Raw genomic sequence first — 21520 nt, 5'->3', positions numbered from 1 at the left:
GCCTACTGACGTACAGTCAACCGTGCGCCTACGGCTGATCTTTCTCAACCGAGATTGGGGGACGGCATGAACCAGATCACGATCAAGCCGCTCGAGAAGAAGAAGACCACCGCGGTCAGCGGCCCCAGCGGGGGCTGACCGACCGGCCGGGCCGGGCGTAGCTAGCACGCCCGGCCCGCGCCCCGGGGCGGCCATCGGCACACGCCGACGGCCGCCCCTTCGCATGGACAAGACCAGGACAGGCGCACACCGGGGAGGACCACCATGTTCACCGACACGTCGACTACTGCGGGCACCGCGGTACTCAACGACCGCTACCCCGCGCTGGACGAACTCGCTGACGCCGCGCATCGCCTCGCCGCCCGCCATCCCGGTTTGTGCCGCGTGCGCACCCTCGGCACTTCCCGTGCCGACCGCCCGCTGCTGCTCCTGAGCATCGGCCACGGTGATGACCAGGTGCTGGTCGTCGCCGGCGCCCACGCCGACGAGTTCTCCGCCCGCGCGAGCGTCCTCGAACTGGCCCACCGAGCCCTCGCCCAGCCGGCCCTCCAGTCGATGGTCACCTGGAACTTTCTGCTCTGCCTCGACCCCGACGGCGCACACGTCGCCGAGGACAGCCGCCACGCCCGGACCCTGCCCGAGTACTTCGCGACGTTCTTCCGCCCCGCCGCCGAGGAACAGCCCGAATGGGCCCCGGCCGTCGGCATCGACCTGCCCGAGAGCCGCATCCTCCTGAACCTGATTGGCGAACTGCGCCCACGCCTACAGTTCACCCTCCACTCCACCGACGTCGGCGGCACCTTCATCCAGGCCACCCGCGACCTACCCGGCCTCGCCGACCCCTTCGCCAAGTCTGCCGACAACCTCGGCATCCCCCTCGACTCCGGCAGCTTCGACACCTTCTGGCTTCCGGAACCCGGCCCGGGCGTGTTCGTCATGGACCCCGACGACATCGACCGCCAGGAAAGCACCACCGGCATGCTGGCCACTCCCGGCGCATCGGACGCAACTGAGACGGGCGTCCGCGCCACCCCCTGGTTCACCCCGCAGCGCCACGGCGGCGACACCCTCATCATCGAGGTCCCCGTCTGGGCCAGCCACCCGGACTCCACCCGCACAGTCCCCGACGCCCGCACCCATCTCACCGCCTGCGCCGACCGGCTCCGCGACCGCGGCCGCCAGATCACCGAACTCCTCCACACCGCCAAACCCCACCTCACCGACAGCCCCTTGCTGCGCGCCGCCCAGACCCCCCTGACCGCCCTGCGCCAGCTCGCCGACCAGTGGGACCCGCAGACAGGCGGCCAACGCCTTCTCAAGTCCGGTCTCATGACCTCTGCCCGCCTCGAAGGCATTGAACTCTGGGCCCATCGCCTACCCGTACGCACCGCCGCATTGCTGCATCGTGCCCTCGGCCCGGACAACCCGCGCACCGCGTTGGTCGCCGGACGATTCGATGCCCTGCTGCGGGAGTGGACCGGCGATTACGAGCAGCGTTTCCGGCCCGTGTGGATCCCGGTGGCCCACCAGGCGGCCCACCAGGCGAACACTGTCCTCGCGGCTGTGGAGCTCGGCCTGCGCGAGGCATGACGGCCGAGTTCCACCGGTCGACCTCCGTGGCAGCAGCGGCCACCATAGCCCGGTGTGAACGGTCAGCGATTTCCCCAACTTCTGCGGCTTCGTGGTCACGAAATGGGACAGGGGCGCCCGAAGGGTGAGAGGCTCAAGTAGCTGCTGGGCCACAACACGCTCACCTGACTACTCGCCCGCTTGGGCCATCCCGAGGCAGGCCGCGCACCACGTCTCGCCCGGCACGTCCAGGTCGAGCGGCACATCACGCTGACCCCAGGGCATTACCAGGCCCTCCTCGTCGCTACAGGCGATTGCTTGGAAGTCCTCAACCACAGGCCCGGCCGGCTTGTGCCAGATCAACCGGTCGGGCGCAAGCTCACGGCCACGGACACGTTCCGGTGTTGCGATCACGGCTGCCTCCTCGACGGACGATGACACCAGGATACGAAGCTGGCGCACCGAGAGGTTGGGGAATTGCGTGACGTCTGCCCTGGGGAACTACTTGATCGTTGAGACCCGGCTGGCCGGTCCGTCCCCGCAGCCGCCGTGTCCTATGACCGCGGGAGCCGGGGCACCCTGCTGCGGGTGCCCCGGCCTTCGATTCACATGCGCCGGCGTTCGAAGACGACGAGAAGCGGCGTCACGTACCCGCTGGCCTCGACGGGCGTAGTGTGGCCCGCGATCACCAGGAGTACGCCGGCCGCCAGGGCGGCGCCGTAGACACAAGCACGGACCACGTTGTCGGGCGGCTCGGGCGGCTCGATGCGAACGGGCGTGTCCCGCTCCTCCAAGGGTTCAGACATACTGGAAGGGCTCCTGTTCGTGAGTGGGCAGGTGTTCCGTCACCCGCAGCGCCTGAAGAACTCTGCGTGCGACGTTCTCGACGGGGTCGGGGCTTGGCCGGGCGTGGCCAGTGCCCCGACCTCAGTCGAAGCTTGATGTGAAGGTGCGCTGATCGCCGTTGAGCCAGATCACTTCGATCATGAGCGAGCTGCAAAGCTCGATCAGGTCCGGGCGAGGCTTCTCGGGAACAAGGACGGCAAGCCGGGGAGTCGGGGAGATGAATCGACGGTAGTCGGTGAGCGCTCCGATCGCGTTGCGGAGCGCGCCCCTCGTGGTGTTGATCTTGCACTCGATGATCACGTTGGCGGTCTCGTCATAGAGATCGACGACCATAAGCTGCCGCTCCCCTGGAGGAACGATCCTGAGCTGCTCCACTTTGTGGCCAAGTGCGGCCAGGTGATGGGCATAGAGAGAGACCAGCTCAACTTCCGACCTCAGCAACGAATCGCCGACGATGTGCCGGTAGTTCACCGCCTCAAGGTCGACCGCGCGAACCACCACCTCGGAGGACGGCGTTACCGCTAGCTTGGGCCCCTGGGTGGTGAGTGCAGCAACCGGGCGAAGACGGAAGACGATCACTTGGCGCATCGCGCCGTCTACGTCGGGGGCATCCGCGAGATACGACGGCGTGGCCTCGTCCAGCTCGAACTGGCCCAGACAGGTCCAGGCCCCGCGGTCCTTCGCCCACAGGTAGAGGTCGCGGCCGGCCTCCTTGTGCGTCAGCAGTGCACGGTTACTCTGGGTCATCTTCTGGTCGCCGCGAAGCCCAGCGCCAGTGAGGTGGAAGCAGCCGTCGTTGCCCCACCCCTCAGACAGGCCGTACTTGTCGACCGCGCTGGGGTCGGCGAACAGGTGGATCATGCCTGCCTGCCCCGCGATGGAGATGGCGGCTTGGCGGTTACCCCCGAAGGCATCGTGCAGGTCTCGGCGCGAGTCCACCGTGACGCCAGGCTCTGGGCGCTTGTTCATCCACTCCCCCTCTCGACAACGTGACCACTGTGCCATAGGAGCATGACGCTAATCCATCATGCTTTCACCCAACCGCCAGGGAATCGAGCGTCAGCGAAAGCACTTTGACCTGCGTATATGTCGAATCACGCTCCGCAAGCCCTCCACCACCGCGATCGAATCGTTATGGATCTACCGCAACCCTAGCCCTTGACGCTTGGCCACTCGAACGTGCAATCGAATAATGGAGCCATGACGTCCCCCAACCCCTCAGCCCCAACCGATCCGGAGGCGCAGCAGACCGACGCCGAGGTCGCGCCCGAGGCTCTGATGACTTTGCCGGGGTTCAGCCGCGACCGCAGGCAGTGGCGGCTGGTCGAGATCCGTCGGCAGGGACGCTGGCAGCCGGCCATGCTGACCGTCTGGCGGCGACCGCCAGGCAGTCCGCTGTGGGTCGTCCACGTGATGTGGAGCTCCAATCCCGACGACGGGTGGGGGTGGTTCGTTTTCTCCGACGCGACCATCCGGCCGCTGCCCGATCCCGGCGAAGCGGCGCCGCCGGGCGCACCGTCTTTCGGCCAGTGGCGCGATGCCGTAGCCGTGCCGCGCGAACTCGCACCGCCCCCAGGTGCGGACCAGAGCGACCAGGAGCGTTGGCAGTTGGCGTGGATCAGGGTCGCCGGTGCGTGGCGGTCCGGGCTGGTGACGGCCGTCCGTAGGCCGGCGCCGACGATGCCCTGGATCGCCTACTGCCGATGGGGAGAGGACAAGCAGGTCGCCTGGCTGGTTCACGACGGGCAGGGAGTGCGTCCGGCCGTCCCCACCGCAGATACACACGAGGGGTAGAGGAGTCGGCCCGGACGTGGATCTTGCTGGATTGCCCCGGACGTGGGTGGAGAGGGGCCAGTCGGGGGCGCTCTGGGGGCGCTATCCCCGCTCCATCCCCGCACGAGGACAAAGCGGGCAAATTGAAGGCCGAATGGGGCGCCGACGCGGGGCGCGAGGAAGCATCAAATGTAAAAACAGCCAGGTCAGTTGGTGTCTGACCCGGCTCTCTCGTTGGTGGGCCACCAGGGGCTCGAACCCTGAACCTACGGATTAAAAGTCCGCAGCTCTGCCAATTGAGCTAGTGGCCCGCGGCCCCCGCGCGCCCGGGATGCCGGGTGGAAGGACCACGGCGATCCTACCCGGTGGGGCCCAGGGCTCCGCCAGTGGATTGCACGGGCGTGCCGGGGTGGTGGAGCGGGACTTGGGGCGGGGTGTAGTGGGCGGCGCGGACCCGGCGGAGCCAGGCCTCGACGGGGCGCGGGTCGGGGGCGGCGGGCAGCACGCCGGGGCCGGCGAGGCGCTCGGCGGCGTCGGCGAGCAGGCCCTCCGCGAGGGTGGGGCGGTCGGCGATGCGTTCGCCGAGTTCGCGGATGCGTTCGGGGTCGGGCAGCCGGATCAGGTTGTGGCCGGTCCCGTGCAGGCGGACGGCCTGCTCGACCAGCCGGACCAGGTGCCGGGCGTGCTTGGCGGCCCGACGGCGGGTGGCCGGGTCGGTGGTGTCCCGGGTCAGCAGCTTGCGGAACTGCTGGTCGGCGTAGCCGAGGTAGGCGTTGCGCACGGCCGGCGCGCTGAGGAACGCCGAACGCAGGCCGACCAGTTCGTCGCCGAGCGGGGTGCGGACCTCGTACAGCCCGTCCGGCAGCCAGACCAGCTCGGAGGCGGTCGGGTTGCAGCTCAGCGCCAGCCGGCACCACTTGGCGGCCTCGTGCAGGGTGACGTCGGGCGCGGTGCCGACGTGGGACTCGGCGGGGCGGCGCAGGCCGTGCAACTCCTCGGTGGGGGTGGCGAACAGGCCCAGCCGGTCGACGTCGGAGCCGGCGTGGGCGAAGCCGTACGCGGTGGAGCCGACGATGCCCGAGAGCAGGACCGTACCGGGCGCGCCGGGCAGACCGGGAACAGCGGGGACGGCGGACATCGGCGGTCTCCTCTCGGACGGACGGGCGGACACCGCGTCCTCGTCCGGGCATCCTCGCCGGAGCGGGCCGCGCCGGGCGAGCGAATTCCGGTCCGGGGCCCGCCCGGCCGCCGATACTGGGCCCCATGGAGCAGCACCCTCACCCCGACGACCCCCCGGAGGCCGCCGAGGCCGCGAAGCTGCGCGCTTGGTGGTCGCACCGCCAGTGGCTGGACCGCCCGCGCACCGGCGCCTCCGCCGCCGAGGTGCTGGCCGCCACCGGCTGGGCCCGCTCGGTGGGCGGCGCGGCGCCGTACCTGGGCCTGTTCGCCCGGGCCGGCCTCGGCCGGGCGGCGGTGGACGCGGCGGCGGCCCGGCTGGAGGTGCACGAGCTGCCCTCGGCGCGCGGCTGCACGTACGTGCTGCCGGCCGCCGACTTCGCGCTCGGCCTGGCCGCCGGGGCGGCCGCGCCGGCCGGTGAGCTGGCCGCCGCGCAGAAGCACCTGGGGGTCGGCCGGGACGAGGTGGAGCAGCTCTGCCTGGCCGTCGAGCGGGTGCTGTCCGAGGACCGCCCGCTGGACCCGGCCGCGATCCGGGAGGCGGTCGGCGACGCCGTCCGGCCGCTCGGCGAACCGGGGCGCAGGCGCGGCCTCACCACCACCCTGCCGCTCGCCCTCGGGCTGCTGCAGTCCCGCGGCCGGATCCGCCGGGTGCCCGTCAACGGCCGTCTGGACCAGCAGCGTTACGGCTACGTCGGCTGGGACCAGCCGGTCGCCGGGGACGCCGTCGACCTCGCCCGCCGCTACTTCTCCTGGGCCGGCCCGGCCACCCTCCGGCACTTCCGCTGGTTCTCCGGTTTCACCGCCGCCACCGCCCGCCGGGCCGTCGCCGAGGCCGGCCTGGTGCCGCTCCGGCCCGGCTCGGAGCTGCTGGTGCCGCCCGCACTCGCCGAGGAGTACGCCGGGTTCGAGGTGCCGGACGAGCCGCACTACACCCTGCTGGCCGGCATCGACGGCATCCACCTGCTGCACCGCGACCTGCCCCGGCTGCTCGACCCCGCCGACGCGGCCCGACCGCTGCCGGCCGGCCGGGCCGGGCGCGCCTTCGGCACCGAGGCGGACCCGCAGACCCACGTGGTGCTCGACCGCGGCCGGATCGTCGGCCTCTGGGAGTACGACACCCAGCGCGCCGAGCTCGTCCTGCTGCCCTTCGTCCCGCCCGACGACGCCCTGCGGCGGGCGGCGGCCCGCACCGAGGCCTTCGTCCGGGACGAACTGGGCGACGCCCGCGGCTTCGGCCTGGACTCGCCGAGGAGCCGGGCCCCGAAGATCGCGGCCCTGCGGGAGGCCGCCGCGGGTGCCCCCGGCCGGGCCGCCGGGTAGCGTACGGGCCATGCCGACCACCCCGACCGACGAGGTCCTGATCGTCACCGGCGCGAGCCGCGGAATCGGTGCCGCCACGGCCCTGCTGGCCGCCCGCCGCGGCCACCGGGTCTGCGTCAACTACCGTACGGACGAGGCCGCGGCGGCCGCCGTGGTGGACGCGATCCGGGCCGAGGGCGGCACCGCCCTGGCGGTCCGCGCCGACGTCTCCCGCAGCGCCGAGGTGGAGCGGCTGTTCACCACCGTGGACGACGAACTCGGCCCGCTCACCGGGCTGGTGAACAACGCCGGCACGCTGGAGAAGCAGTGCCGGCTGGAGGAGATCGACGAGGACCGGCTGAACCGGATCTGGGCCGCCAACATCACCGGCCCGTTCCTGTGCGCGGCCCAGGCCGTCCGCCGGATGTCCACCCGGTACGGCGGGCGCGGCGGCGCCATCGTCAACGTCGGCTCGGCCGCCTCCCGGATCGGCTCGCCGAACGAGTACGTCGACTACGCGGCCGCCAAGGGCGCGGTGGACTCGATGACCCGCGGCCTCGCCCTGGAGGTCGCCGCCGAGGGCGTCCGGGTCAACGCGGTGCGGCCGGGGCTGATCCACACCGGGATCCACGCGCTCGGCGGCGAGCCCGGCCGGGTCGACCGGGTCGCGCCCGGTCTGCCGATGCGGCGCGGCGGGCGTCCGGAGGAGGTCGCCGAGGCGATCCTCTTCCTGCTCTCCCCGGCCGCCTCGTACACCACGGGGGCGTTCCTGGAGGTCTCCGGCGGGCGATGAGCGGCCGGTCGGACACCGGCGGCGGCCGGTTCCGGCCGACGTCGTCCCGCCACCGGGCGGCCCCCTGCGGTTTCCTTCCGCCCGCCCGCGCCCGCCCGTACGGTGGTGCCATGACCGACGTCTTCATCGACATCCCCGGTGTGCGCAACTTCCGCGACGCGGGCGGGATCGGCGCCCTCCGCCGGGGCGTGCTGTACCGCTCCGGGTCCTTCCACGCCCTCACCGAGGACGGCGCCCGGCGGCTCAGGGCGCTCGGCCTGCGGACGGTCTTCGACCTGCGCAGCGCGGTCGAGCTGGAGGTCTGGCCGGACCGGCGGCACGGCCTCGACCACGAGGCGTTCAGCCTGCCGACCCTGCCCGCCGACCGCCAGGACGCCGGGCGGCCCTGGCCCGAGGACCAGGCCGCCCTCTACCCCTTCATGGCGGAGACGGCGGGCCCCTCGCTCGCCGCCGTGGTGCGCCGGCTCGCCGCCCCGGACTCGCTGGCCGCCGTCGTCCACTGCGCCGTCGGCAAGGACCGCACCGGGCTCACCATCGCCGTCGTCCAGTCCCTGCTGGGCGCCTCGGAGGCCGAGATCACCGCGGACTTCCTGCTCTCCAACATCGGGCTCGGCCTCGACAGGGGCCCCGTCCCGTACACCGACGAGACCGGCGCCGAACGCGTCTCCCGCCCGGTCGGCGCCGAACTCCTCGCCTCCTCCCTGGCCTGGATCCACGACCGCCACGGCACCGTCTCCGGCTACCTCCGCCACCACGGCGTGACGGACGCCGAACTCGACGCCCTGCACGCCAACCTCTCGGCCTGACCGGGCCTCAGCCCGTCCGGCGCCCGACCGGGCCTCAGCCCTCCCGGCGCTCGAAGCGCCACCACTGGGCCGGGACGTCGGCGTCCTCGCGCTGGTGGACGTCGGCCTCCGGGGTGTCGCCCGCCGTCAGGGGCTTGCCGCTGACGAAGCTGGTGACCGTGTAGGTGCCCGGGGCGTCGGTGTGGGCCTCCAGCAGCCACTCCTGGGCGCCGAAGGCGTTGGCGGACCACTGCTGGATCCGGGCGCCGTCCTCCGTCGAGGCGCCGGTGACGTCCAGGCGCCTGCCGCTGCCGACGTTCTCGATGTGGAACAGCGCGCCGCCCGGGTGGACGGCGGTGAGGCGCCAGAGCTGGGCGTCACCGCCGTCGTCCGCGCCGAGGACGATCCGGGCGCCGAGGCGCCGGGAGGCGTCGGCGACCCGCAGCAGCAGGCCGCTCCCGACGTTGCGGACGAGGTAGCTGCCGTCGGTGATCGCGGAGTCAGTCACGGCCGAAGTCTGCCACCGGGCACCGACAGGCCCCGGACCCGACCGGGGCGGGCCGGGCGCTGAGGAGTTTCCGCCGGACCGGCCCGGCCCCCTATGCTGCGGCGAATGTCCACCGAGCAGATACCGCCGCACCGTCAACAGCCCGCCTTCACCGAAGCCGTGACCGCCCTGGAGGCCGTGGTCGCGGCCGGGGACGAGGAGCGGTTCGGGCCCGCCCTCGGGCTGGTCGGCGGGCTGTTCGGCGCGGCCGACCCGGCCGAGCGGGCGGCCGCCGGCCCCCGGCTGGCGGCGCTGCTGCCGGACGCCCCGCCGTTCCCCCGCGCCCACCTGGCCATGGTGGTGGGTGCCTGCGTGGAGCACGGCGCCGACCCGGTCGCCTGCTCCGGCCCGGTGCTGGCCGGCCTGCGCGGGGCGCTGACCGGAGCCCAGCTGCTGGTGCGGCGCTGGGTCGCCACCGGCGGCGGGCCGCTGCCCAGCGCGGAGGAGGACGATCCGGCCGAGGCGCACGAGCGGATCGCCGACCCGGCGCACCTGGACGACTGGCACGCCCACCTGGCCGTGGTCGCCTGGTGGACGCTGCACCTGTGGCAGCAGGCCGCCTGGGCGGTGTACACCCACGCGGAGGTCCGGACCGAGGCCCGCGCCTCGGGCGTGACCGAGGTGGTCCTGGAGCTGTTCGACCGCTACCAGGGCGAGCAGCACGACTTCAAGGGCCTGGTCCACCTGGCGCTGATGCTGGACGACGAGCCGCTGCTGGTGCTCGACCGCCCCACCGGCACCGGCTACCTGCTGCGGATGAGCGGCCTGAGCGACACCTTCCAGCTGCACACCCTGCTCGCCGACGTGCTGATCGGCGGCGGCCACCTGCCCGGCACCCCGCAGGACCGCGAGGTGGTGGCGCTGGCCCGGACGGCCTACCTGGACGGCCGCCGGGTGATCGCCACCGGCGCCTTCAACCTCGTCGCGCCGGACGGCTCCTGGATCTGGAACGAGGGGACGCCCAGCGACATCCCGGTGGTGGACGGCGTGCGCACCCTGGTCCTGGAGCCGCTGCCGTACGAGCGGAGCTGGTCGGCCGGGCGGTTCATCCAGGAGGTCCCGGGCGACCTGCGGCTGGAGCGGGTGCTCGACCCGGCGGAGGCGGCGCGGCTGCTGGCCTCCACGGTGCCGGGGCAGACGCCCGCCGAGGCGTTCCGGTAGGAGGCCCGGCGGCAGTCGCGCACTGCCCGGAGGCGTCCGCCGGGAGGCCCCGGGGGCTCCGCCCGTTCAGCGGGTTAGGGTCGGAGAACGACACGGCCCAACGCGCCTACGAGTGGAGTCGACGATGGCGAAGGTCCCCAACGTGCTCGCGGCCGCCGCGCCCGCCGCGCTGACCGCGGCGAGCGGTCTGGTCGGCGGTTACGGCGCCGCCCGCTGGAGCGGCCGGCGCGAACTGGGCGGCGCGGTGCTGGCGGTGGCCGGCGCCGGGGCGGCCGCGCAGTGGCGCCGCAGCTCGGGCACGGGCACCGCGGCCGCGCTGACCGGCCTGTACGTGGCGGCCTTCGGCGGCTCGCACCCGCTGGCGAAGCGGATCGGCGCCTGGCCGTCCGTCTTCGCCGTGACCGCCGTGGTCGCGGCGGCCTCCACGGCCGCGACGGCGCTCTCCGCCCGCCGGAGGTAGCCCGCCGCTGCGGGGGGCGGCCCGCTACCGGACGGTCACCTCGCGCCGAACCGGGCCTCGAAGGCGGCCCGGTTCGCCGAGACCGGCGAGCGGTCCCAGACCGCGAAGACCACCGCGTCGAAGGCCGCCCCGTACCGGGCCAGCGCCCCCTCGAAGGCCTCGGCGACCTGCGCGGGGTCGTTGCGGAACACCCCGCAGCCCCAGGCGCCGAGCACCAGCGTGCGCACCTCGTGCCGGGCCGCCGCCGCGAGCACCCGTACGGCCCGCTCGGCGAGCACGCCCCGGACGTCCGTCCCGGCCGAACGCCGCTCCAGCTGACCGGCGTTGGGCGCGGGCGAGGTCAGGAAGGTGACCGGGTACGGCTGGGCCAGCAGCTCGCCGCGCCCGTCCCGGATCACCGGCACCGCGGGCGAGACGATCACCCGGTGGCTGTACCGGAGGTCGGCGCAGGCCCGGTGCGCCTCGTAGTAGTCCGGCGCCTCCAGCAGGCAGCTGTACAGCAGCGCGCTGCGGCAGAGGTCCTCCTCCTGGGCGCGGGCGCCGCGCAGGTAGCCGCCGCCGGGGTTGCGCGCGGAGGCGAAGTTCAGCACCCCGACCGGCCCGGCCCCGGCCTCGACCAGTCGGCGGGCGGCCTGGACGCTGCCCTCGGCCGTCACCTCGACCCGCCCCTCCGCCGGGCCCGGCCCGCGGTCGCCGGCGGCCAGCAGCGCGGCCAGGCCGTCCGGCGCGTACGACACCGTGCCGGCCTTCGCCGCCGCCAACTCCTCGCCCACCCGCACGAGTTCGCCCCCGGCCGTCCGGTAGCTCCCCCGCGCGGCGATCTCCTCGTTCACCCGTGCCACGTCGTGCAGTCTGCTGCTCATGACGGCGACGCTACGGGACTACCGCACACGGGCGCCACAGGTTATTCTCACTCCCAGAACAACGCCTCGGGGGGCACGCGAGGTGTTCGGGGGAACGCGAAGGGCCCGCTCCGGGGACGGAGCGGGCCCTTCGTGCGTTCAGCGCGGCCGGCGGTCGACTACCGCCGGTGCGGCGTCAGTTCTTCCAGCGCGGCTTGCGGTCGTCGCCGCCGAAGGAGCGGCCGCCGCGGTCGTCGCGGTCACGGCCGCCACCGAAGCCGCCGCGGTCACGGTTGAAGCCACCGCGGTCGGACTGCGGACGGCCGCCGGAGCGGTGGTCGTCGCGGCGCGAGAACGGACGGCTGCTGCCGCCGCGCTCGTCGCGGTCCCGGCCGAAGGACGGGCGGTCACCGAAGGAGCGGGCCGGACGGTCGCCGAAGGAGCGGCCGCCGCGGTCGTCGCGGTCGCGGTTGAAGCCACCGCGGTCGCCGCCGCGGTCACGGTCGAAGCCGCCCGAGCGACGGTCGTCGCGGTCACGGCCGCCACCGAAGCCGGCACGGTCGCGGTTGAAGCCGCCGCGGTCGCCGCCGAAGCCGCCCGAGCGACGGTCGTCGCGGTCACGGCCGCCACCGAAGCCACCCGAACGACGGTCGTCGCGGTCACGGTTGAAGCCACCGCGGTCGCCGCCGCGGTCACGGTCGAAGCCGCCCGAGCGACGGTCGTCCCGGTCACGGCCGCCACCGAAGCCACCCGAACGACGGTCGTCGCGGTCGCGGTTGAAGCCGCCCGAACGGCGGTCGTCCCGGTCGCCGCCACGGTCGCGGTCACGGTCACGGCCGAAGGCCGGACGCTCGCTGCGGGCCTCGCGGTAGGACGGGGCGCGCTCCTCGGTCTGCGGCGCGGCGGCCTCGGCGACGGCCGGAGCGGCCTCGGTCGCGGCCGACTCGTCGGACCCGGCCTCGGCGGCCGGCTCCTCGTCCTCGATGCCCAGCTCGGCCCGCTCGCGCGCCGCACGGGCGGCCAGGCGGTCGGCCTCCTCGCGCAGCTCGGCGGCGCGGCGCTGCGCGCGCTCCAGCTGGCGGGTCATGTCGGCGAGCTCGCGCTCGGCGGCACCGGCGATGTTGGCGGCGCTCTCCGCCTGGACCTCGGTCAGCGAACGGGCGCCGGTGATCTTGGCGACCTCGGCGTCGAAGGCGTGGTCCAGGATGTGGCGCGAGGCGTCGACGCCCGCGTCCTCCATCAGGCGGAAGACGCCACGGCGCTGGTGCGGCAGCACCAGGGTGACGACGGCGCCGGAGCGGCCGGCCCGCGCGGTGCGGCCGGAGCGGTGCAGGTAGTCCTTGTGGTCGCCGGCCGGGTCCACGTTCAGGACCAGGTCGATGCCGTCGACGTGGATGCCGCGGGCGGCGACGTCGGTGGCGACGACGACGTTGGTGTAGCCGTCCTTGAAGTCGCCGAGGACGCGGGTACGGGCGCCCTGGGTCATTCCGCCGTGCAGCGCGTCGGCCTTCACGCCGGCCTCGATCAGCTGCTCGGCGACGCGGTCGGCGCCCATCTGGGTGCGGACGAAGATGATCGTGCGGCCCTTGCGGGCGGCGATCGCGTTGGTGATCGGCGCCTTGTCCTTGGGCTTCACCACGAGGATGTGGTGGGTCATGGTGGTGACCGCGCCGGCCGACGGGTCGACCTCGTGGGTGACCGGGTTCTTCAGGTAGCGCTTGACCAGCGTGTCGATCTCGTTCTCCAGGGTGGCGGAGAACAGCAGTCGCTGGCCGCCGGCCGGCACCTGGTCGAGGATCTCGGTGACCTCGGGCAGGAAGCCCATGTCGGCCATCTGGTCGGCCTCGTCGAGCACGACGGTCTGGACGTCGGCCAGCTTGGCGGAGCCGCGGTTGAGCAGGTCGCGCAGACGGCCGGGGGTGGCGACCAGGATGTCGACGCCGCGCTCCAGCGCGTAGATCTGGTTCGACATCGAGGTGCCGCCGCAGACCACCTTGAGGCGCAGGCCGAGCACCGAGCCGAACGGCTCCAGGGCGTCGGCCACCTGCATGGCCAGCTCACGGGTCGGGACCAGGATCAGGCCGCGCGGGTGCTTGGGCTTGGTGCGCTCGCCGTCGGCGAGGCGGGTCAGCAGCGGCAGGCCGAAGCTGAGGGTCTTGCCGGAGCCGGTGCGGCCACGGCCCAGCACGTCCTTGCCGGCCAGGGCGTCCGGGATGGTCGCGGCCTGGATCGGGAACGGGGTGGTGACGCCGCGCTTGGCGAGGGCGCGCACGACGTCGTCGTGCAGGCCCAGGTCGCCGAACGTGATGGTGGGCTCGGCGGCCGCCTCCTCGGTGGCCTCCACGGCCTCGGCGATCACCTCGTCCACGGCGGTGTCGTTGGTGTCGTCGGAGTCGGTGACATCGGCGGCGGCCTCGTTCGCGGGCATGGCGAAGCGGGCGTCGTCAACGAGAGACATGCAAAACCTTCCGGAAGTGGCACGCGCCAAAGTCCGGGGTTCTGTTTCACAACCGCCTCTATGCGGTCAGCCACGGATCGCCGGAACGCGCCAAGGGCGCCAGTTGGGATTAGGGCGCCAGTCAAATGGATCAAACGAACGATCTACCACCATAGACGAACCTGAGGATCGGAGGCAAATGCCCTGCTCAATCCGTTATTGCCCGGCCGCACGAGGAGTCGGGGCCGAGGAACCGGAGCTGCCGGCGGTCGGGTCCGGGGCCGGCGGGACGGTCGCGGCCGGCGAGCTGTGCTCGGGCGCGGGGGTGCTCGACGGGCGGCTGCTCGCGGTCGCCGAGGGCGTCCCGGCCGAACCGCCGCCGGAGCGGCCCTCCCCGGTGCCGCCCGCCCCGCCTGCGCCCCCGGAGGCCGTCGTGCCACCGGACCCGCCCGTGCCCGCGCCCGGATGCGGCACCGGACTCGTGTTCGCACCGCCCGCCGAACCGCCGCCCGGGCCGCCGTCGGGCGCGCCCGACCCGGGCACCGGCACCAGCCCGGCCACCGCGCCGTTCGCCCCCGGGGCCGCCCCGCCGGACTGCGCGGCGGCCCCGCCCGACCCGCCTTCGCCCTGGAGGCCCCCCGCCCGCTCCGGGCGCCCCGAGGCCCCGCCCGGGTGCCCGGCGCCCGGCGAGGCCGAGGGCCCGCCGGTCGCCCCCGGCCGCACCGCCGGACCGGCCTGCCCGACCGGCGCCACGCCGTGCTTCTCCTCCGCCGCCGGACCGACCGACATGCACCCGGTCAGCCCGAGCCCGGCCACCGTCAGCAGCGCCGCCGCCCGTACCGCGCGCGAGGGCGGGACCGCCGCCGCCCGCCCCGGGGCCGTACGCGCCGCGGCCAGCCGCATCCGCACCGCCCGTACCGCCCGCACCGTCCGTGCCGCCCGTACCGAAGCCACTGAGGTCCCTCTCTACCGCCCCACCCGGGCCGCCCACTCGCGCGCGGCCGCTTTCGGTGCCCAACGCGCGCCCGGCCCGGCGGGACACGGGCAGCGCCCAAGCTCGCCCGGCGGGGGCGTGGGCGTGGCGGGAGCGGCGGGGGCTCCGGGCCCGGTCAGCCCCAGAGCGCCGCGGCCAGCTCCGCACCCGCGTACACCGCGGCCAGCCCGGCCAGCACGCTGCCGGCCGCGTTGGCCAGCGCGTACCGCCCGGCGCCGGTCTCGGCCAGCCGCAGGGTCTCGTACGAGAAGGTCGAGTAGGTGGTCAGCGCCCCGCAGAGCCCCGTCCCCAGCAGCAACTGGACCTTCGAGGAGGCCGCGCCCGCCGCCACCGCACCGGTCACCAGTCCGAGGACCAGGCAGCCGACCACGTTCACCGTGAACGTGCCCCACGGGAACACCGAGTCGTGCCGGGACTGCACCGCCCGGTCGGCCAGGTACCGCAGCGGCGCGCCGACCACCGCGCCCGCCACCACCAGCAGCCAGTTCACTCCGCCGTCTCCCCCCGGCCCGGCTCCCGGCCCGGCGTCTGCTCCTGCTCCTGCTCCCGGCCCGCGTAGGTCACGACCTCGCAGCGGTCCAGCAGCACCAGGCCCTCCGCCACCATCCCGTCCAGCTGCGGCAGGAACGCCCGCACCCGCTCCTCCCGGTCCACGATCACCACCGCCACCGGCAGGTCCTCGCTCAGCGACAGCAGCCGCGTGGTGTGCACCAGCGACGAGGCCCCGAACCCCTCGATCCCCCGGAACACGCTCGCCCCGGCCAGCCCGGCCGCCCGGGCCCGGTGCACGATCTCGCTGTACAGCGGCCGGTGGTGCCACCGGTCGCTCTCCCCGATCAGCACGGTCAGCCGCAGCGCCGGCCCGCCCAGCCGGCTCACCGCGCGCCCCCCGCCCGGTGGATCAGACGCCGGGTCAATCCGGCCGCCGCCCACACCGCGAGCAGCGCGCCCAGCAGCGTCAGCCCGAGGTACGCCACGGCCGGGCCGGGCCGTCCGCTCTCCAGCAGACGGCGAACGTCCACCGCGTACGTCGAGAAGGTGGTGAAACCGCCCAGCACGCCGGTGCCGAAGAACGGCCGCACCAGCGGATGCGCCTGGCGCCCCTCGGTGAGCACCACCAGGAACACCCCGATCACCGCACAGCCGGCCACGTTGACCAGCAGCGTCGTCCACGGGAAGGCCGTCGGCCCGGTCTGCCAGCCGAGCCCGGCCGCGTACCGCGCGGTCGCCCCGATCGCCCCGCCCGCCGCGACCACCGCCACCGCGGGCCCCTGCCCGCGCAGCACCGGCGGCCGGCCCCGGGCCGGCGCCGCGGCCGGCGGCGTCCGGACCGGACCCCCCGCCGCGGGGCCGTCCGCGGCGCCGTCCACCGCGTCCTCCGAGGTCGTCATAACCCCATCAAACACCGGTCTCCGCCACCTGGCACACCGTCATCCGACACCGGACAATGATCCGGTGGAGATGACCCGGGAAGAGTTCGAGACACTGGTCGCCGACGCCCTCGACCAGATCCCCCCGCAGCTCGCGGCCATGATGGACAACGTCGCGGTCTTCGTCGAGGACGAACCCGACCCGAGCGACCCCGAACTCCTCGGCCTCTACGAGGGCACCCCGCTCACCGAGCGCGGCGAGTGGTACGCGGGCGTCCTGCCCGACCGCATCCTGATCTACCGCGGCCCCACCCTGCGCCACTGCGACACCCGCGAGCAGGTGGTCGAGGAGGTCCGCACCACGGTCATCCACGAGGTAGCCCACCACTTCGGCTTCGACGACCACGAGCTCGACGAGCTCGGCTGGTCCTGACCTCCGGCCCCCGCTCCGACCCGCCCCACCCCCACCCGGCCGAAACCCGTTTTGGCGATCCGCCCCGCATCCCATATGCTTCTCGACGTCCCCGAACGCTGGGAAACAGCGGGACAGGCCACAAGCCCTCATCGTCTAGTGGCCCAGGACGCCGCCCTTTCAAGGCGGTAGCACGGGTTCGAATCCCGTTGGGGGCACGCAGTACCGTAGTAAAGTGCAGTGCGCAAGACCGCAAGACCCTGAGTGGTTCGCCACTTCTAGGTCCCGTGGAGCAGTTGGTTAGCTCGCCACCCTGTCAAGGTGGAGGTCGCGGGTTCAAGTCCCGTCGGGATCGCTCGTCTCGCAAGAGACGGTGCAGTACGGCCAGGTAGCTCAGTTGGTACGAGCGTCCGCCTGAAAAGCGGAAGGTCGCCGGTTCGACCCCGGCCCTGGCCACAACCGGAAGCCCCCGTAGCGAATTCGCTACGGGGGCTTCGTCGTTCCACCGGCCCGGCGGCCGACTACGCTGGGTGTCCGGCACCGGTGGATTCGGTTCATTCGGCTCAGGAGGCTTCGCGCTCATGGCCCCGGAACACTTCGAACTCCTCGAGGAAGCCCGCAGGAGCCTGCCCGACGGCTTCAAGGTCGAGCTCTCCGGGGACACCATCACCGACAACCAGGTGCCCGCCGAGCTGGCGGCGATCGCGGTCGAGCTGGTCTCGCCCTCCAACCCCGAGAACGACTGGGTGGGGAAGCTGCGTGACTATCCGCTGATGGCCATCCCGCTGTACCTCCTGATCGACGCCCGGGAGAAGACCGTCACCCTCTTCAGCAGGCCGGACGGCACCCGGTACCACCGGCGTGAGGACGTCGCCTACGGCGAGACGCTGCACATCCCGGAGCCCTTCGACTTCGACCTGGTCACCGACGGGCTGCTGCCGTACTGACGCCGGCCGCCCCCGGTTCCCCCCGGAGGGGGAGGGGGTACCGCCCCCGGGACGATCCGGCGGCGTGGGCCGGCGCGGGACGGTGGGCGGCATGGGGACGACACGGGACACGGGCTGGAACCGGGTGGCGCGGGGCGCCGGGTACGCGGCGGCGGGGTGGTCGGTGGCCTTCGCGCTGGTACACGTGTACTGGCTGGCGGACGGGCGGCTGGGGCTGCCGGAGGGGTGGTCGGTGTGGAGCAGCACGCCGCTGCTGGTGATCGACGTGCTCGCGATCCCGCTGTGCGCGGTGGCCGCGGCGGTGGCGCTGGCGCCGCTGCGGCGGTGGGGTGCGCGGGTGCCGGCCCGGCTGTTGGACGTCGCGCTGTGGGGCACCACCGCGCTGCTGGTGCTGCACGCCGCGCCGTCCGTGCCGGACTGGATCGCGCTGGCCGTCGGCAGTCGCTCGGCGGCCGGGTTGGACGCGATGGCCCGGTTCGCGACCTTCGGCTACGAGCCGTTCTTCCTGGCCGGCGGCCTGCTGTTCGCCGTCGCCTCGCTCGGCCGCCGGGCGCCCGGCCGGTCAGTCGCGCGGTGAGCCGGTCGGCGGGTCGGCCGGTGAGCCGGTGAGCCGGTCAGCCGGTCAGCCGGTCAGCTTCTCCGTGAGCCAGTCGGCGGTGGCCGGGAGCCAGTCCGGCAGGGCGGTGCCGAGCAGGTGGTTGCCGTGCGGCACGAGCAGCAGTTCGGCGGCCGGGGCGCGCTCGGCCAGGGCGGTGGCGGGGGTGACGCCCGGGATGCGGTCCTCGCCGCCCTCGACCACCAGCAGGGGGACGGTGATCCCCGGCGCGAGGGCGGTCAGGTCGACCCGGTCGGCGAAGGCGCGGGCCGCCTCGTACCCGCCGCAGCGCTGGGCCAGGGTCGCGGTGACGAACGGCACCAGGCCGTCCCAGTCCAGCCGGTACGGGCCGCTGACCACGGCGGCGGCGCGCAGCCGCGGCTCGCGGGCGGCGGACTCGGCCGCGTAGTAGCCGCCCAGGCTGAGGCCGATCACGGCGGCCCGGGCGAGGTCCAGCCCCGGCCGACCGGCCAGCGCGTCGAGGGCGCGGCCGACCACCCGGTGGTACCTCGGCTCCGGCGCGCCGGCGGCGGCCAGCACGCCCTGCCCGGGCCCGTCGACGGCGAGCACCGCGACGCCCCGGGCGAGCAGGGCCTCGGCCACCGCGTGGAACTCCTCCTTGCCCGAGTCCATCCCCGGCACCACCACGACCACCGGGGCCGCTCCCCGGCCGGCCGCCGGGCGGCGCAGCCAGCCCGCGAAGCCCTCGCCCTCGACCCGCTCCGCGTCCGGGTCGAGCAGCGCCAGCGCCCGCCGCATCGCCTCGTCGGCCTCGCCGGCGGCCTCGGCCGCGGCGGCCCGGTCGGGGTGCGGGAGCAGCCCGGCGAAGTGGTACCAGCGGGCGGCGCTCCGGTACGCCTCACCGGCGGTGACGGCACGGCCCTCGGCGGCGGCCCGTGCCGCCGTCGCGACGTACCGGTGGCCGGCGGCCCGGCAGGCGGCCGGCCAGTCGCGCGGCGAGGCCAGCGGGGCGGTCACCCGGTCGTACTCGTACGGGTCCAGGCCGGCGCCGTGGGCGCGCGGGCGGTTCTCCTCGACGAAGGCGGGCAGCAGGCCGGGGGTGTCGAGGAAGGAGAGGTCGGGCACGGCGGGGGTTCCCTTCGGGTCGTCGGGTCGTCGGATGGTGCGCAGCGGGCGTCAGGCGAGGGTCAGGACGGCCTTGCCGCGGACCCGGCGCTCGCGCAGGTCGGTGAGCACGGCGGCGGTCTCCGCCCAGGGCGCAACCCGGCCGAGCTCCGGGGTGAGCCGCCCCTCCCGGGTGAGGCGCACCAGGGTGGCCAGGTCGGCGCCGTCGGAGACGTCCGAGTCCGCGTAGTGGAAGTGCCGGACGATCGCCGACTCCGGGCCCTTGAAGAAGTCGAAGAAGTCGAGCGTGACGGGCGTCCGGGAGGCCTGGCCGAACCAGATCAGGGTGCCGCGCCGGGCCAGCCGGGCCAGCGCGACCGGCAGTGCGGCGCCGCCGGTGGACTCCAGCACCAGGTCGTACGGCCCGCGCGCCGCGGCCGGCTCGTGCACCACCTCGGCCGCCCCCAGCTCGACCAGCCGCCGCCCGCGCTCCGGGGAGGCGGTGACGGCGGTCAGCTCGGCCCCGGCCGCGGCGGCCAGCTCGGTGACGTAGTGCCCGACGCCCCCCGAGGCCCCGGTCAGCAGCACCCGCCGCCCGGCCAGCGGGCCCGCGGTCCGGAGCAGCCGCAGCGCGGTGAGGCCGGCCAGCGGCAGCGCGGCCGCCCGGACGGCGTCCAGGCCGTCGGGCAGCTCGGCGAGGGAGGACGTCGGGACGCACACGTACTCGGCCCACCCACCGGCCGGCGGATGCCCCACCACCCGGCGGCACGCCGCCGGCCCCGACCCGTCGGCGGCGGCCTGCACCACCAGCCCGGCCACGTCCTTGCCCGGCCGCCACCCGGCCCGGGGCGCCTCCAGCTGGAAGGTCTCGCCCCGGTTCACCGAGAACGCCTCCACCTTCACCAGCGCCTCCCCCGGCCCCGGCCGCGGCTGCTCCACCTCCGCGAACCGCACCGGCTCCGCCGCCCGCCCCGTCGCCACCAGCGCCTTCATCCCCACTCCTCCGTCGGCCACCCCCACACCTCACCCCGCCCCGCACCGGCCGGTCCAACAACCGGAGGAGGCCGACGACAACCAGCGGTTGTGCTGCGGGGAGGGGGCGTGAGGGAGACGCGGGGAGCCGGTGGGTCGGCCCGTCGAGGAGGGATGCGCCAGGGCGGGCGGCCCGGCGAAGGGGAACGGGGCGGGGCCAGCGCCTCCGCCGAAGGGGAACGGGCCGGGGCCGCTGGACCGACCACCGCGACAGGGCAGGCGCCGGAGCAGGTGGGCGTCGGCGGCAAGGCGGTAAGACTGCAAGGCGGCACCGCGGCAGGACAGCACGACAGGACGACAGGACGACAGCACGACCCAACGGGAGGGCCCGGTGGCGGCAACGGCCAGGTCCGTGCCCGTGCACGGGAAGGGCCACGCCGGAGCGGGCACCGCGCCCCGGCCCGGCAGGGCGCGTGGCGCGGCGCCCGATCGGAGGGCGCGGCTAGGGTGCCCGGGTGGATCTGGATCTGGCGCAGGTGCGGGCGTTCGTCGTCGCCGCCGAGGAGTCGCACTTCGGGCGGGCGGCCGGGCGGTTGGGGATCAGCCAGCAGGGGCTGTCGAAGCGGGTGGCACGGCTGGAGGCGGTGCTGGGGGTGCGGCTACTGGAGCGGGACGCGCGCGGGGTGGCGCTGACCGGGGCCGGGCGGCGGTTCCTGGAGCCGGCCCGGCGGGCGCTGACCCAGGGGGAGCGGGCGGTGGCCGCCGTGGGGTGCGCCGCGCGGCCGCTGCGGATCGACGTGTGGGGGCACCTGTACGCCCCGATGCGTACGCTCGCGCAGGCGGTGGACGCCGCGCCGGGGCTGCAGGTGGAGCCGGCGCCCGGCCGGGACCTGCCGTCCGTCGCGGCGGCCGTGCTGCGCGGGGAGTCGGACGCCGGGTTCGGGCGGGTGCACCGACTTCCCGCCTACGACGGCGAGTTGACGCACCGGCTGGTCCGGCTGGAGCCGGTGGACGCGCTGCTGAGCACCGACCATCCGCTGGCCGGCCGGGACGTCCTGCGCCCGGACGAGCTGCGGGGCGGTGTGCTGCGCTACCCGGCGGCGGTGGACCGGCTGGACTTCCTCACCCGCTTCGCCGCCCGGTTCGGGATCTCCCGCCGGGTCGGCTCGACCAACCTGGGCCTGGAGCACTTCGTGGACCAGGTCCGCGCCGACCCGGACTGCTTCTCCCTCGTCCCCGCCGACGGCCCGCTCCCCGCCCGCCCGGGCGTCCGCACCGTCCCGCTGGTGGACCCGACCCCGCTCTACGCCTGGTCGCTCCTCTGGCGCACCGGCCCGGACACCGACCCGCAGCCCCGGCTCGACGACCTGCTGAGGGCGTTCACCACCGAGGCGGCCCGCAGCCGCTGGCTGGAGTACGACCCGGCCCGCGACTGGCTCCCGGACGCCGACCAGGCCGCGCTCAACCCGTGACG

At 74.6% G+C, this 21520-nt stretch carries 23 protein-coding genes and 4 tRNA genes; 14 read left to right on the top strand and 13 right to left on the bottom strand.

Annotated features, from left to right (window positions below; translation table 11 throughout):
• The first annotated feature begins 264 nt into the window (after nt 1-264).
• Complete coding sequence (locus tag ACIQI7_RS08785; protein WP_401106496.1) at nt 265-1590, top strand: M14 family zinc carboxypeptidase; 1326 nt, start codon at nt 265-267, stop codon at nt 1588-1590.
• Nucleotides 1591-1758: 168 nt separating this feature from the next.
• Here the strand turns inward: ACIQI7_RS08785 and ACIQI7_RS08780 are convergent, their stop codons facing one another.
• The 3 genes from ACIQI7_RS08780 to ACIQI7_RS08770 form a co-directional block, all read right to left on the bottom strand.
• Nucleotides 1759-1983 carry a hypothetical protein gene (locus ACIQI7_RS08780; RefSeq protein ID WP_401106493.1) on the bottom strand — a complete coding sequence of 75 codons (225 nt, stop codon included), beginning with the start codon at nt 1981-1983 and terminating at the stop codon, nt 1759-1761.
• A gap of 191 nt (nt 1984-2174) precedes the next feature.
• Complete coding sequence (locus tag ACIQI7_RS08775; RefSeq protein ID WP_401106491.1) at nt 2175-2375, bottom strand: hypothetical protein; 201 nt, start codon at nt 2373-2375, stop codon at nt 2175-2177.
• A gap of 121 nt (nt 2376-2496) precedes the next feature.
• Nucleotides 2497-3384, bottom strand: a complete 888-nt coding sequence (locus tag ACIQI7_RS08770) for a restriction endonuclease (RefSeq protein ID WP_401106489.1) — start codon at nt 3382-3384, stop codon at nt 2497-2499.
• A gap of 231 nt (nt 3385-3615) precedes the next feature.
• Here ACIQI7_RS08770 and ACIQI7_RS08765 point away from each other — a divergent pair, with 231 nt between their 5' ends.
• Entirely contained in the window at nt 3616-4209 is a 594-nt protein-coding gene (locus ACIQI7_RS08765) for a hypothetical protein (protein ID WP_401106486.1), read from the top strand.
• Nucleotides 4210-4423: 214 nt separating this feature from the next.
• On the opposite strand, the gene ACIQI7_RS08760 is transcribed toward ACIQI7_RS08765, so the two are convergent.
• Both ACIQI7_RS08760 and ACIQI7_RS08755 read right to left on the bottom strand, forming a co-directional pair.
• Nucleotides 4424-4499 (bottom strand) — tRNA-Lys (locus tag ACIQI7_RS08760).
• A 47-nt stretch (nt 4500-4546) separates the two neighbouring features.
• Nucleotides 4547-5326: a DNA polymerase beta superfamily protein gene (locus ACIQI7_RS08755; RefSeq protein WP_401106485.1), complete on the bottom strand. Its 780-nt coding sequence runs from the start codon at nt 5324-5326 to the stop codon at nt 4547-4549.
• 125 nt (nt 5327-5451) lie between these two features.
• Between ACIQI7_RS08755 and ACIQI7_RS08750 the strand changes: the two genes are divergently transcribed.
• The 3 genes from ACIQI7_RS08750 to ACIQI7_RS08740 all read left to right on the top strand — a co-directional run bounded on the left by ACIQI7_RS08750 (nt 5452) and on the right by ACIQI7_RS08740 (nt 8265).
• Nucleotides 5452-6687 (top strand): DNA glycosylase AlkZ-like family protein, encoded by a 1236-nt coding sequence (locus ACIQI7_RS08750; RefSeq protein WP_401106482.1) that lies wholly within the window; start codon nt 5452-5454, stop codon nt 6685-6687.
• A gap of 10 nt (nt 6688-6697) precedes the next feature.
• Nucleotides 6698-7459 (top strand): SDR family oxidoreductase, encoded by a 762-nt coding sequence (locus ACIQI7_RS08745; protein WP_401106480.1) that lies wholly within the window; start codon nt 6698-6700, stop codon nt 7457-7459.
• A 110-nt stretch (nt 7460-7569) separates the two neighbouring features.
• On the top strand, nt 7570-8265 hold the full coding sequence (locus tag ACIQI7_RS08740; protein ID WP_401106479.1) for a tyrosine-protein phosphatase: 696 nt from the start codon (nt 7570-7572) through the stop codon (nt 8263-8265).
• Nucleotides 8266-8299: 34 nt separating this feature from the next.
• On the opposite strand, the gene ACIQI7_RS08735 is transcribed toward ACIQI7_RS08740, so the two are convergent.
• Nucleotides 8300-8884, bottom strand: coding sequence for an RICIN domain-containing protein (locus tag ACIQI7_RS08735; RefSeq protein ID WP_401106908.1), 585 nt, complete (start codon nt 8882-8884; stop codon nt 8300-8302).
• Here ACIQI7_RS08735 and ACIQI7_RS08730 point away from each other — a divergent pair.
• A complete protein-coding gene (locus ACIQI7_RS08730; protein ID WP_401106476.1) occupies nt 8858-9952 on the top strand; it encodes a hypothetical protein in 1095 nt (364 codons plus the stop codon). The genes ACIQI7_RS08735 and ACIQI7_RS08730 overlap by 27 nt on opposite strands.
• Nucleotides 9953-10076: 124 nt before the next feature.
• Nucleotides 10077-10412 (top strand): hypothetical protein, encoded by a 336-nt coding sequence (locus ACIQI7_RS08725; protein ID WP_387759059.1) that lies wholly within the window; start codon nt 10077-10079, stop codon nt 10410-10412.
• 35 nt (nt 10413-10447) lie between these two features.
• Here the strand turns inward: ACIQI7_RS08725 and ACIQI7_RS08720 are convergent, their stop codons facing one another.
• From ACIQI7_RS08720 to crcB (ACIQI7_RS08700), 5 genes are all read right to left on the bottom strand, one after another.
• Nucleotides 10448-11275 (bottom strand): TIGR02452 family protein, encoded by an 828-nt coding sequence (locus ACIQI7_RS08720; RefSeq protein ID WP_401106473.1) that lies wholly within the window; start codon nt 11273-11275, stop codon nt 10448-10450.
• Between the two features lie 175 nt (nt 11276-11450).
• Nucleotides 11451-13712 (bottom strand): DEAD/DEAH box helicase, encoded by a 2262-nt coding sequence (locus ACIQI7_RS08715; RefSeq protein ID WP_401106470.1) that lies wholly within the window; start codon nt 13710-13712, stop codon nt 11451-11453.
• 1088 nt (nt 13713-14800) lie between these two features.
• Entirely contained in the window at nt 14801-15175 is a 375-nt protein-coding gene (gene crcB / locus ACIQI7_RS08710; protein WP_401106467.1) for a fluoride efflux transporter CrcB, read from the bottom strand.
• On the bottom strand, nt 15172-15564 hold the full coding sequence (locus tag ACIQI7_RS08705; RefSeq protein ID WP_401106466.1) for a DUF190 domain-containing protein: 393 nt from the start codon (nt 15562-15564) through the stop codon (nt 15172-15174). The genes crcB (ACIQI7_RS08710) and ACIQI7_RS08705 overlap by 4 nt, the downstream gene beginning before the upstream one ends.
• Entirely contained in the window at nt 15561-16076 is a 516-nt protein-coding gene (gene crcB / locus ACIQI7_RS08700; protein WP_401106464.1) for a fluoride efflux transporter CrcB, read from the bottom strand. The genes ACIQI7_RS08705 and crcB (ACIQI7_RS08700) overlap by 4 nt, the downstream gene beginning before the upstream one ends.
• A 70-nt stretch (nt 16077-16146) precedes the next feature.
• Here crcB (ACIQI7_RS08700) and ACIQI7_RS08695 point away from each other — a divergent pair, with 70 nt between their 5' ends.
• From ACIQI7_RS08695 to ACIQI7_RS08670, 6 genes are all read left to right on the top strand, one after another.
• Nucleotides 16147-16488, top strand: a complete 342-nt coding sequence (locus ACIQI7_RS08695) for a metallopeptidase family protein (protein WP_401106905.1) — start codon at nt 16147-16149, stop codon at nt 16486-16488.
• Between the two features lie 124 nt (nt 16489-16612).
• Nucleotides 16613-16685 (top strand) — tRNA-Glu (locus ACIQI7_RS08690).
• 63 nt (nt 16686-16748) lie between these two features.
• Nucleotides 16749-16822: transfer RNA gene (locus tag ACIQI7_RS08685), tRNA-Asp, on the top strand.
• A gap of 27 nt (nt 16823-16849) precedes the next feature.
• A tRNA-Phe gene (locus tag ACIQI7_RS08680) sits at nt 16850-16923 on the top strand.
• A 125-nt stretch (nt 16924-17048) separates the two neighbouring features.
• Nucleotides 17049-17414, top strand: a complete 366-nt coding sequence (locus ACIQI7_RS08675) for a Uma2 family endonuclease (protein WP_401106463.1) — start codon at nt 17049-17051, stop codon at nt 17412-17414.
• 91 nt (nt 17415-17505) lie between these two features.
• The gene (locus ACIQI7_RS08670; RefSeq protein WP_401106460.1) at nt 17506-17991 is read left to right on the top strand and encodes a DUF3995 domain-containing protein; all 486 of its coding nucleotides are present in this window, start codon (nt 17506-17508) and stop codon (nt 17989-17991) included.
• 45 nt (nt 17992-18036) lie between these two features.
• Here the strand turns inward: ACIQI7_RS08670 and ACIQI7_RS08665 are convergent, their stop codons facing one another.
• Nucleotides 18037-19095 (bottom strand): alpha/beta hydrolase family protein, encoded by a 1059-nt coding sequence (locus ACIQI7_RS08665; RefSeq protein WP_401106457.1) that lies wholly within the window; start codon nt 19093-19095, stop codon nt 18037-18039.
• A gap of 51 nt (nt 19096-19146) precedes the next feature.
• Entirely contained in the window at nt 19147-20067 is a 921-nt protein-coding gene (locus ACIQI7_RS08660; protein ID WP_401106455.1) for a zinc-binding dehydrogenase, read from the bottom strand.
• Between the two features lie 494 nt (nt 20068-20561).
• Between ACIQI7_RS08660 and ACIQI7_RS08655 the strand changes: the two genes are divergently transcribed.
• Complete coding sequence (locus tag ACIQI7_RS08655) at nt 20562-21518, top strand: LysR family transcriptional regulator (RefSeq protein ID WP_401106452.1); 957 nt, start codon at nt 20562-20564, stop codon at nt 21516-21518.
• Nucleotides 21519-21520: the final 2 nt, after the last annotated feature.

Source organism: Kitasatospora sp. NPDC092039, assembly GCF_044756065.1.
In the GTDB taxonomy this organism is placed as follows: Bacteria; Actinomycetota; Actinomycetes; order Streptomycetales; family Streptomycetaceae; genus Kitasatospora.
Note: the sequence above shows the minus strand (reverse complement) of the source record. Positions and strands in the feature narration are given on the sequence as shown.

What these genes read in the sequence shown, in the direction of transcription:
- ACIQI7_RS08785 (WP_401106496.1), top strand. Translation starts at nt 265, where the DNA reads ATGTTCACCGACACGTCGACTACTGCGGGCACCGCGGTACTCAACGAC.
- ACIQI7_RS08775 (WP_401106491.1), bottom strand. Translation starts at nt 2,375, where the DNA reads ATGTCTGAACCCTTGGAGGAGCGGGACACGCCCGTTCGCATCGAGCCG.
- ACIQI7_RS08770 (WP_401106489.1), bottom strand. Translation starts at nt 3,384, where the DNA reads ATGAACAAGCGCCCAGAGCCTGGCGTCACGGTGGACTCGCGCCGAGAC.
- ACIQI7_RS08765 (WP_401106486.1), top strand. Translation starts at nt 3,616, where the DNA reads ATGACGTCCCCCAACCCCTCAGCCCCAACCGATCCGGAGGCGCAGCAG.
- ACIQI7_RS08755 (WP_401106485.1), bottom strand. Translation starts at nt 5,326, where the DNA reads ATGTCCGCCGTCCCCGCTGTTCCCGGTCTGCCCGGCGCGCCCGGTACG.
- ACIQI7_RS08750 (WP_401106482.1), top strand. Translation starts at nt 5,452, where the DNA reads ATGGAGCAGCACCCTCACCCCGACGACCCCCCGGAGGCCGCCGAGGCC.
- ACIQI7_RS08745 (WP_401106480.1), top strand. Translation starts at nt 6,698, where the DNA reads ATGCCGACCACCCCGACCGACGAGGTCCTGATCGTCACCGGCGCGAGC.
- ACIQI7_RS08740 (WP_401106479.1), top strand. Translation starts at nt 7,570, where the DNA reads ATGACCGACGTCTTCATCGACATCCCCGGTGTGCGCAACTTCCGCGAC.
- ACIQI7_RS08730 (WP_401106476.1), top strand. Translation starts at nt 8,858, where the DNA reads ATGTCCACCGAGCAGATACCGCCGCACCGTCAACAGCCCGCCTTCACC.
- ACIQI7_RS08725 (WP_387759059.1), top strand. Translation starts at nt 10,077, where the DNA reads ATGGCGAAGGTCCCCAACGTGCTCGCGGCCGCCGCGCCCGCCGCGCTG.
- ACIQI7_RS08720 (WP_401106473.1), bottom strand. Translation starts at nt 11,275, where the DNA reads ATGAGCAGCAGACTGCACGACGTGGCACGGGTGAACGAGGAGATCGCC.
- ACIQI7_RS08715 (WP_401106470.1), bottom strand. Translation starts at nt 13,712, where the DNA reads ATGTCTCTCGTTGACGACGCCCGCTTCGCCATGCCCGCGAACGAGGCC.
- crcB (WP_401106464.1), bottom strand. Translation starts at nt 16,076, where the DNA reads ATGACGACCTCGGAGGACGCGGTGGACGGCGCCGCGGACGGCCCCGCG.
- ACIQI7_RS08695 (WP_401106905.1), top strand. Translation starts at nt 16,147, where the DNA reads ATGACCCGGGAAGAGTTCGAGACACTGGTCGCCGACGCCCTCGACCAG.
- ACIQI7_RS08675 (WP_401106463.1), top strand. Translation starts at nt 17,049, where the DNA reads ATGGCCCCGGAACACTTCGAACTCCTCGAGGAAGCCCGCAGGAGCCTG.
- ACIQI7_RS08670 (WP_401106460.1), top strand. Translation starts at nt 17,506, where the DNA reads ATGGGGACGACACGGGACACGGGCTGGAACCGGGTGGCGCGGGGCGCC.
- ACIQI7_RS08660 (WP_401106455.1), bottom strand. Translation starts at nt 20,067, where the DNA reads ATGAAGGCGCTGGTGGCGACGGGGCGGGCGGCGGAGCCGGTGCGGTTC.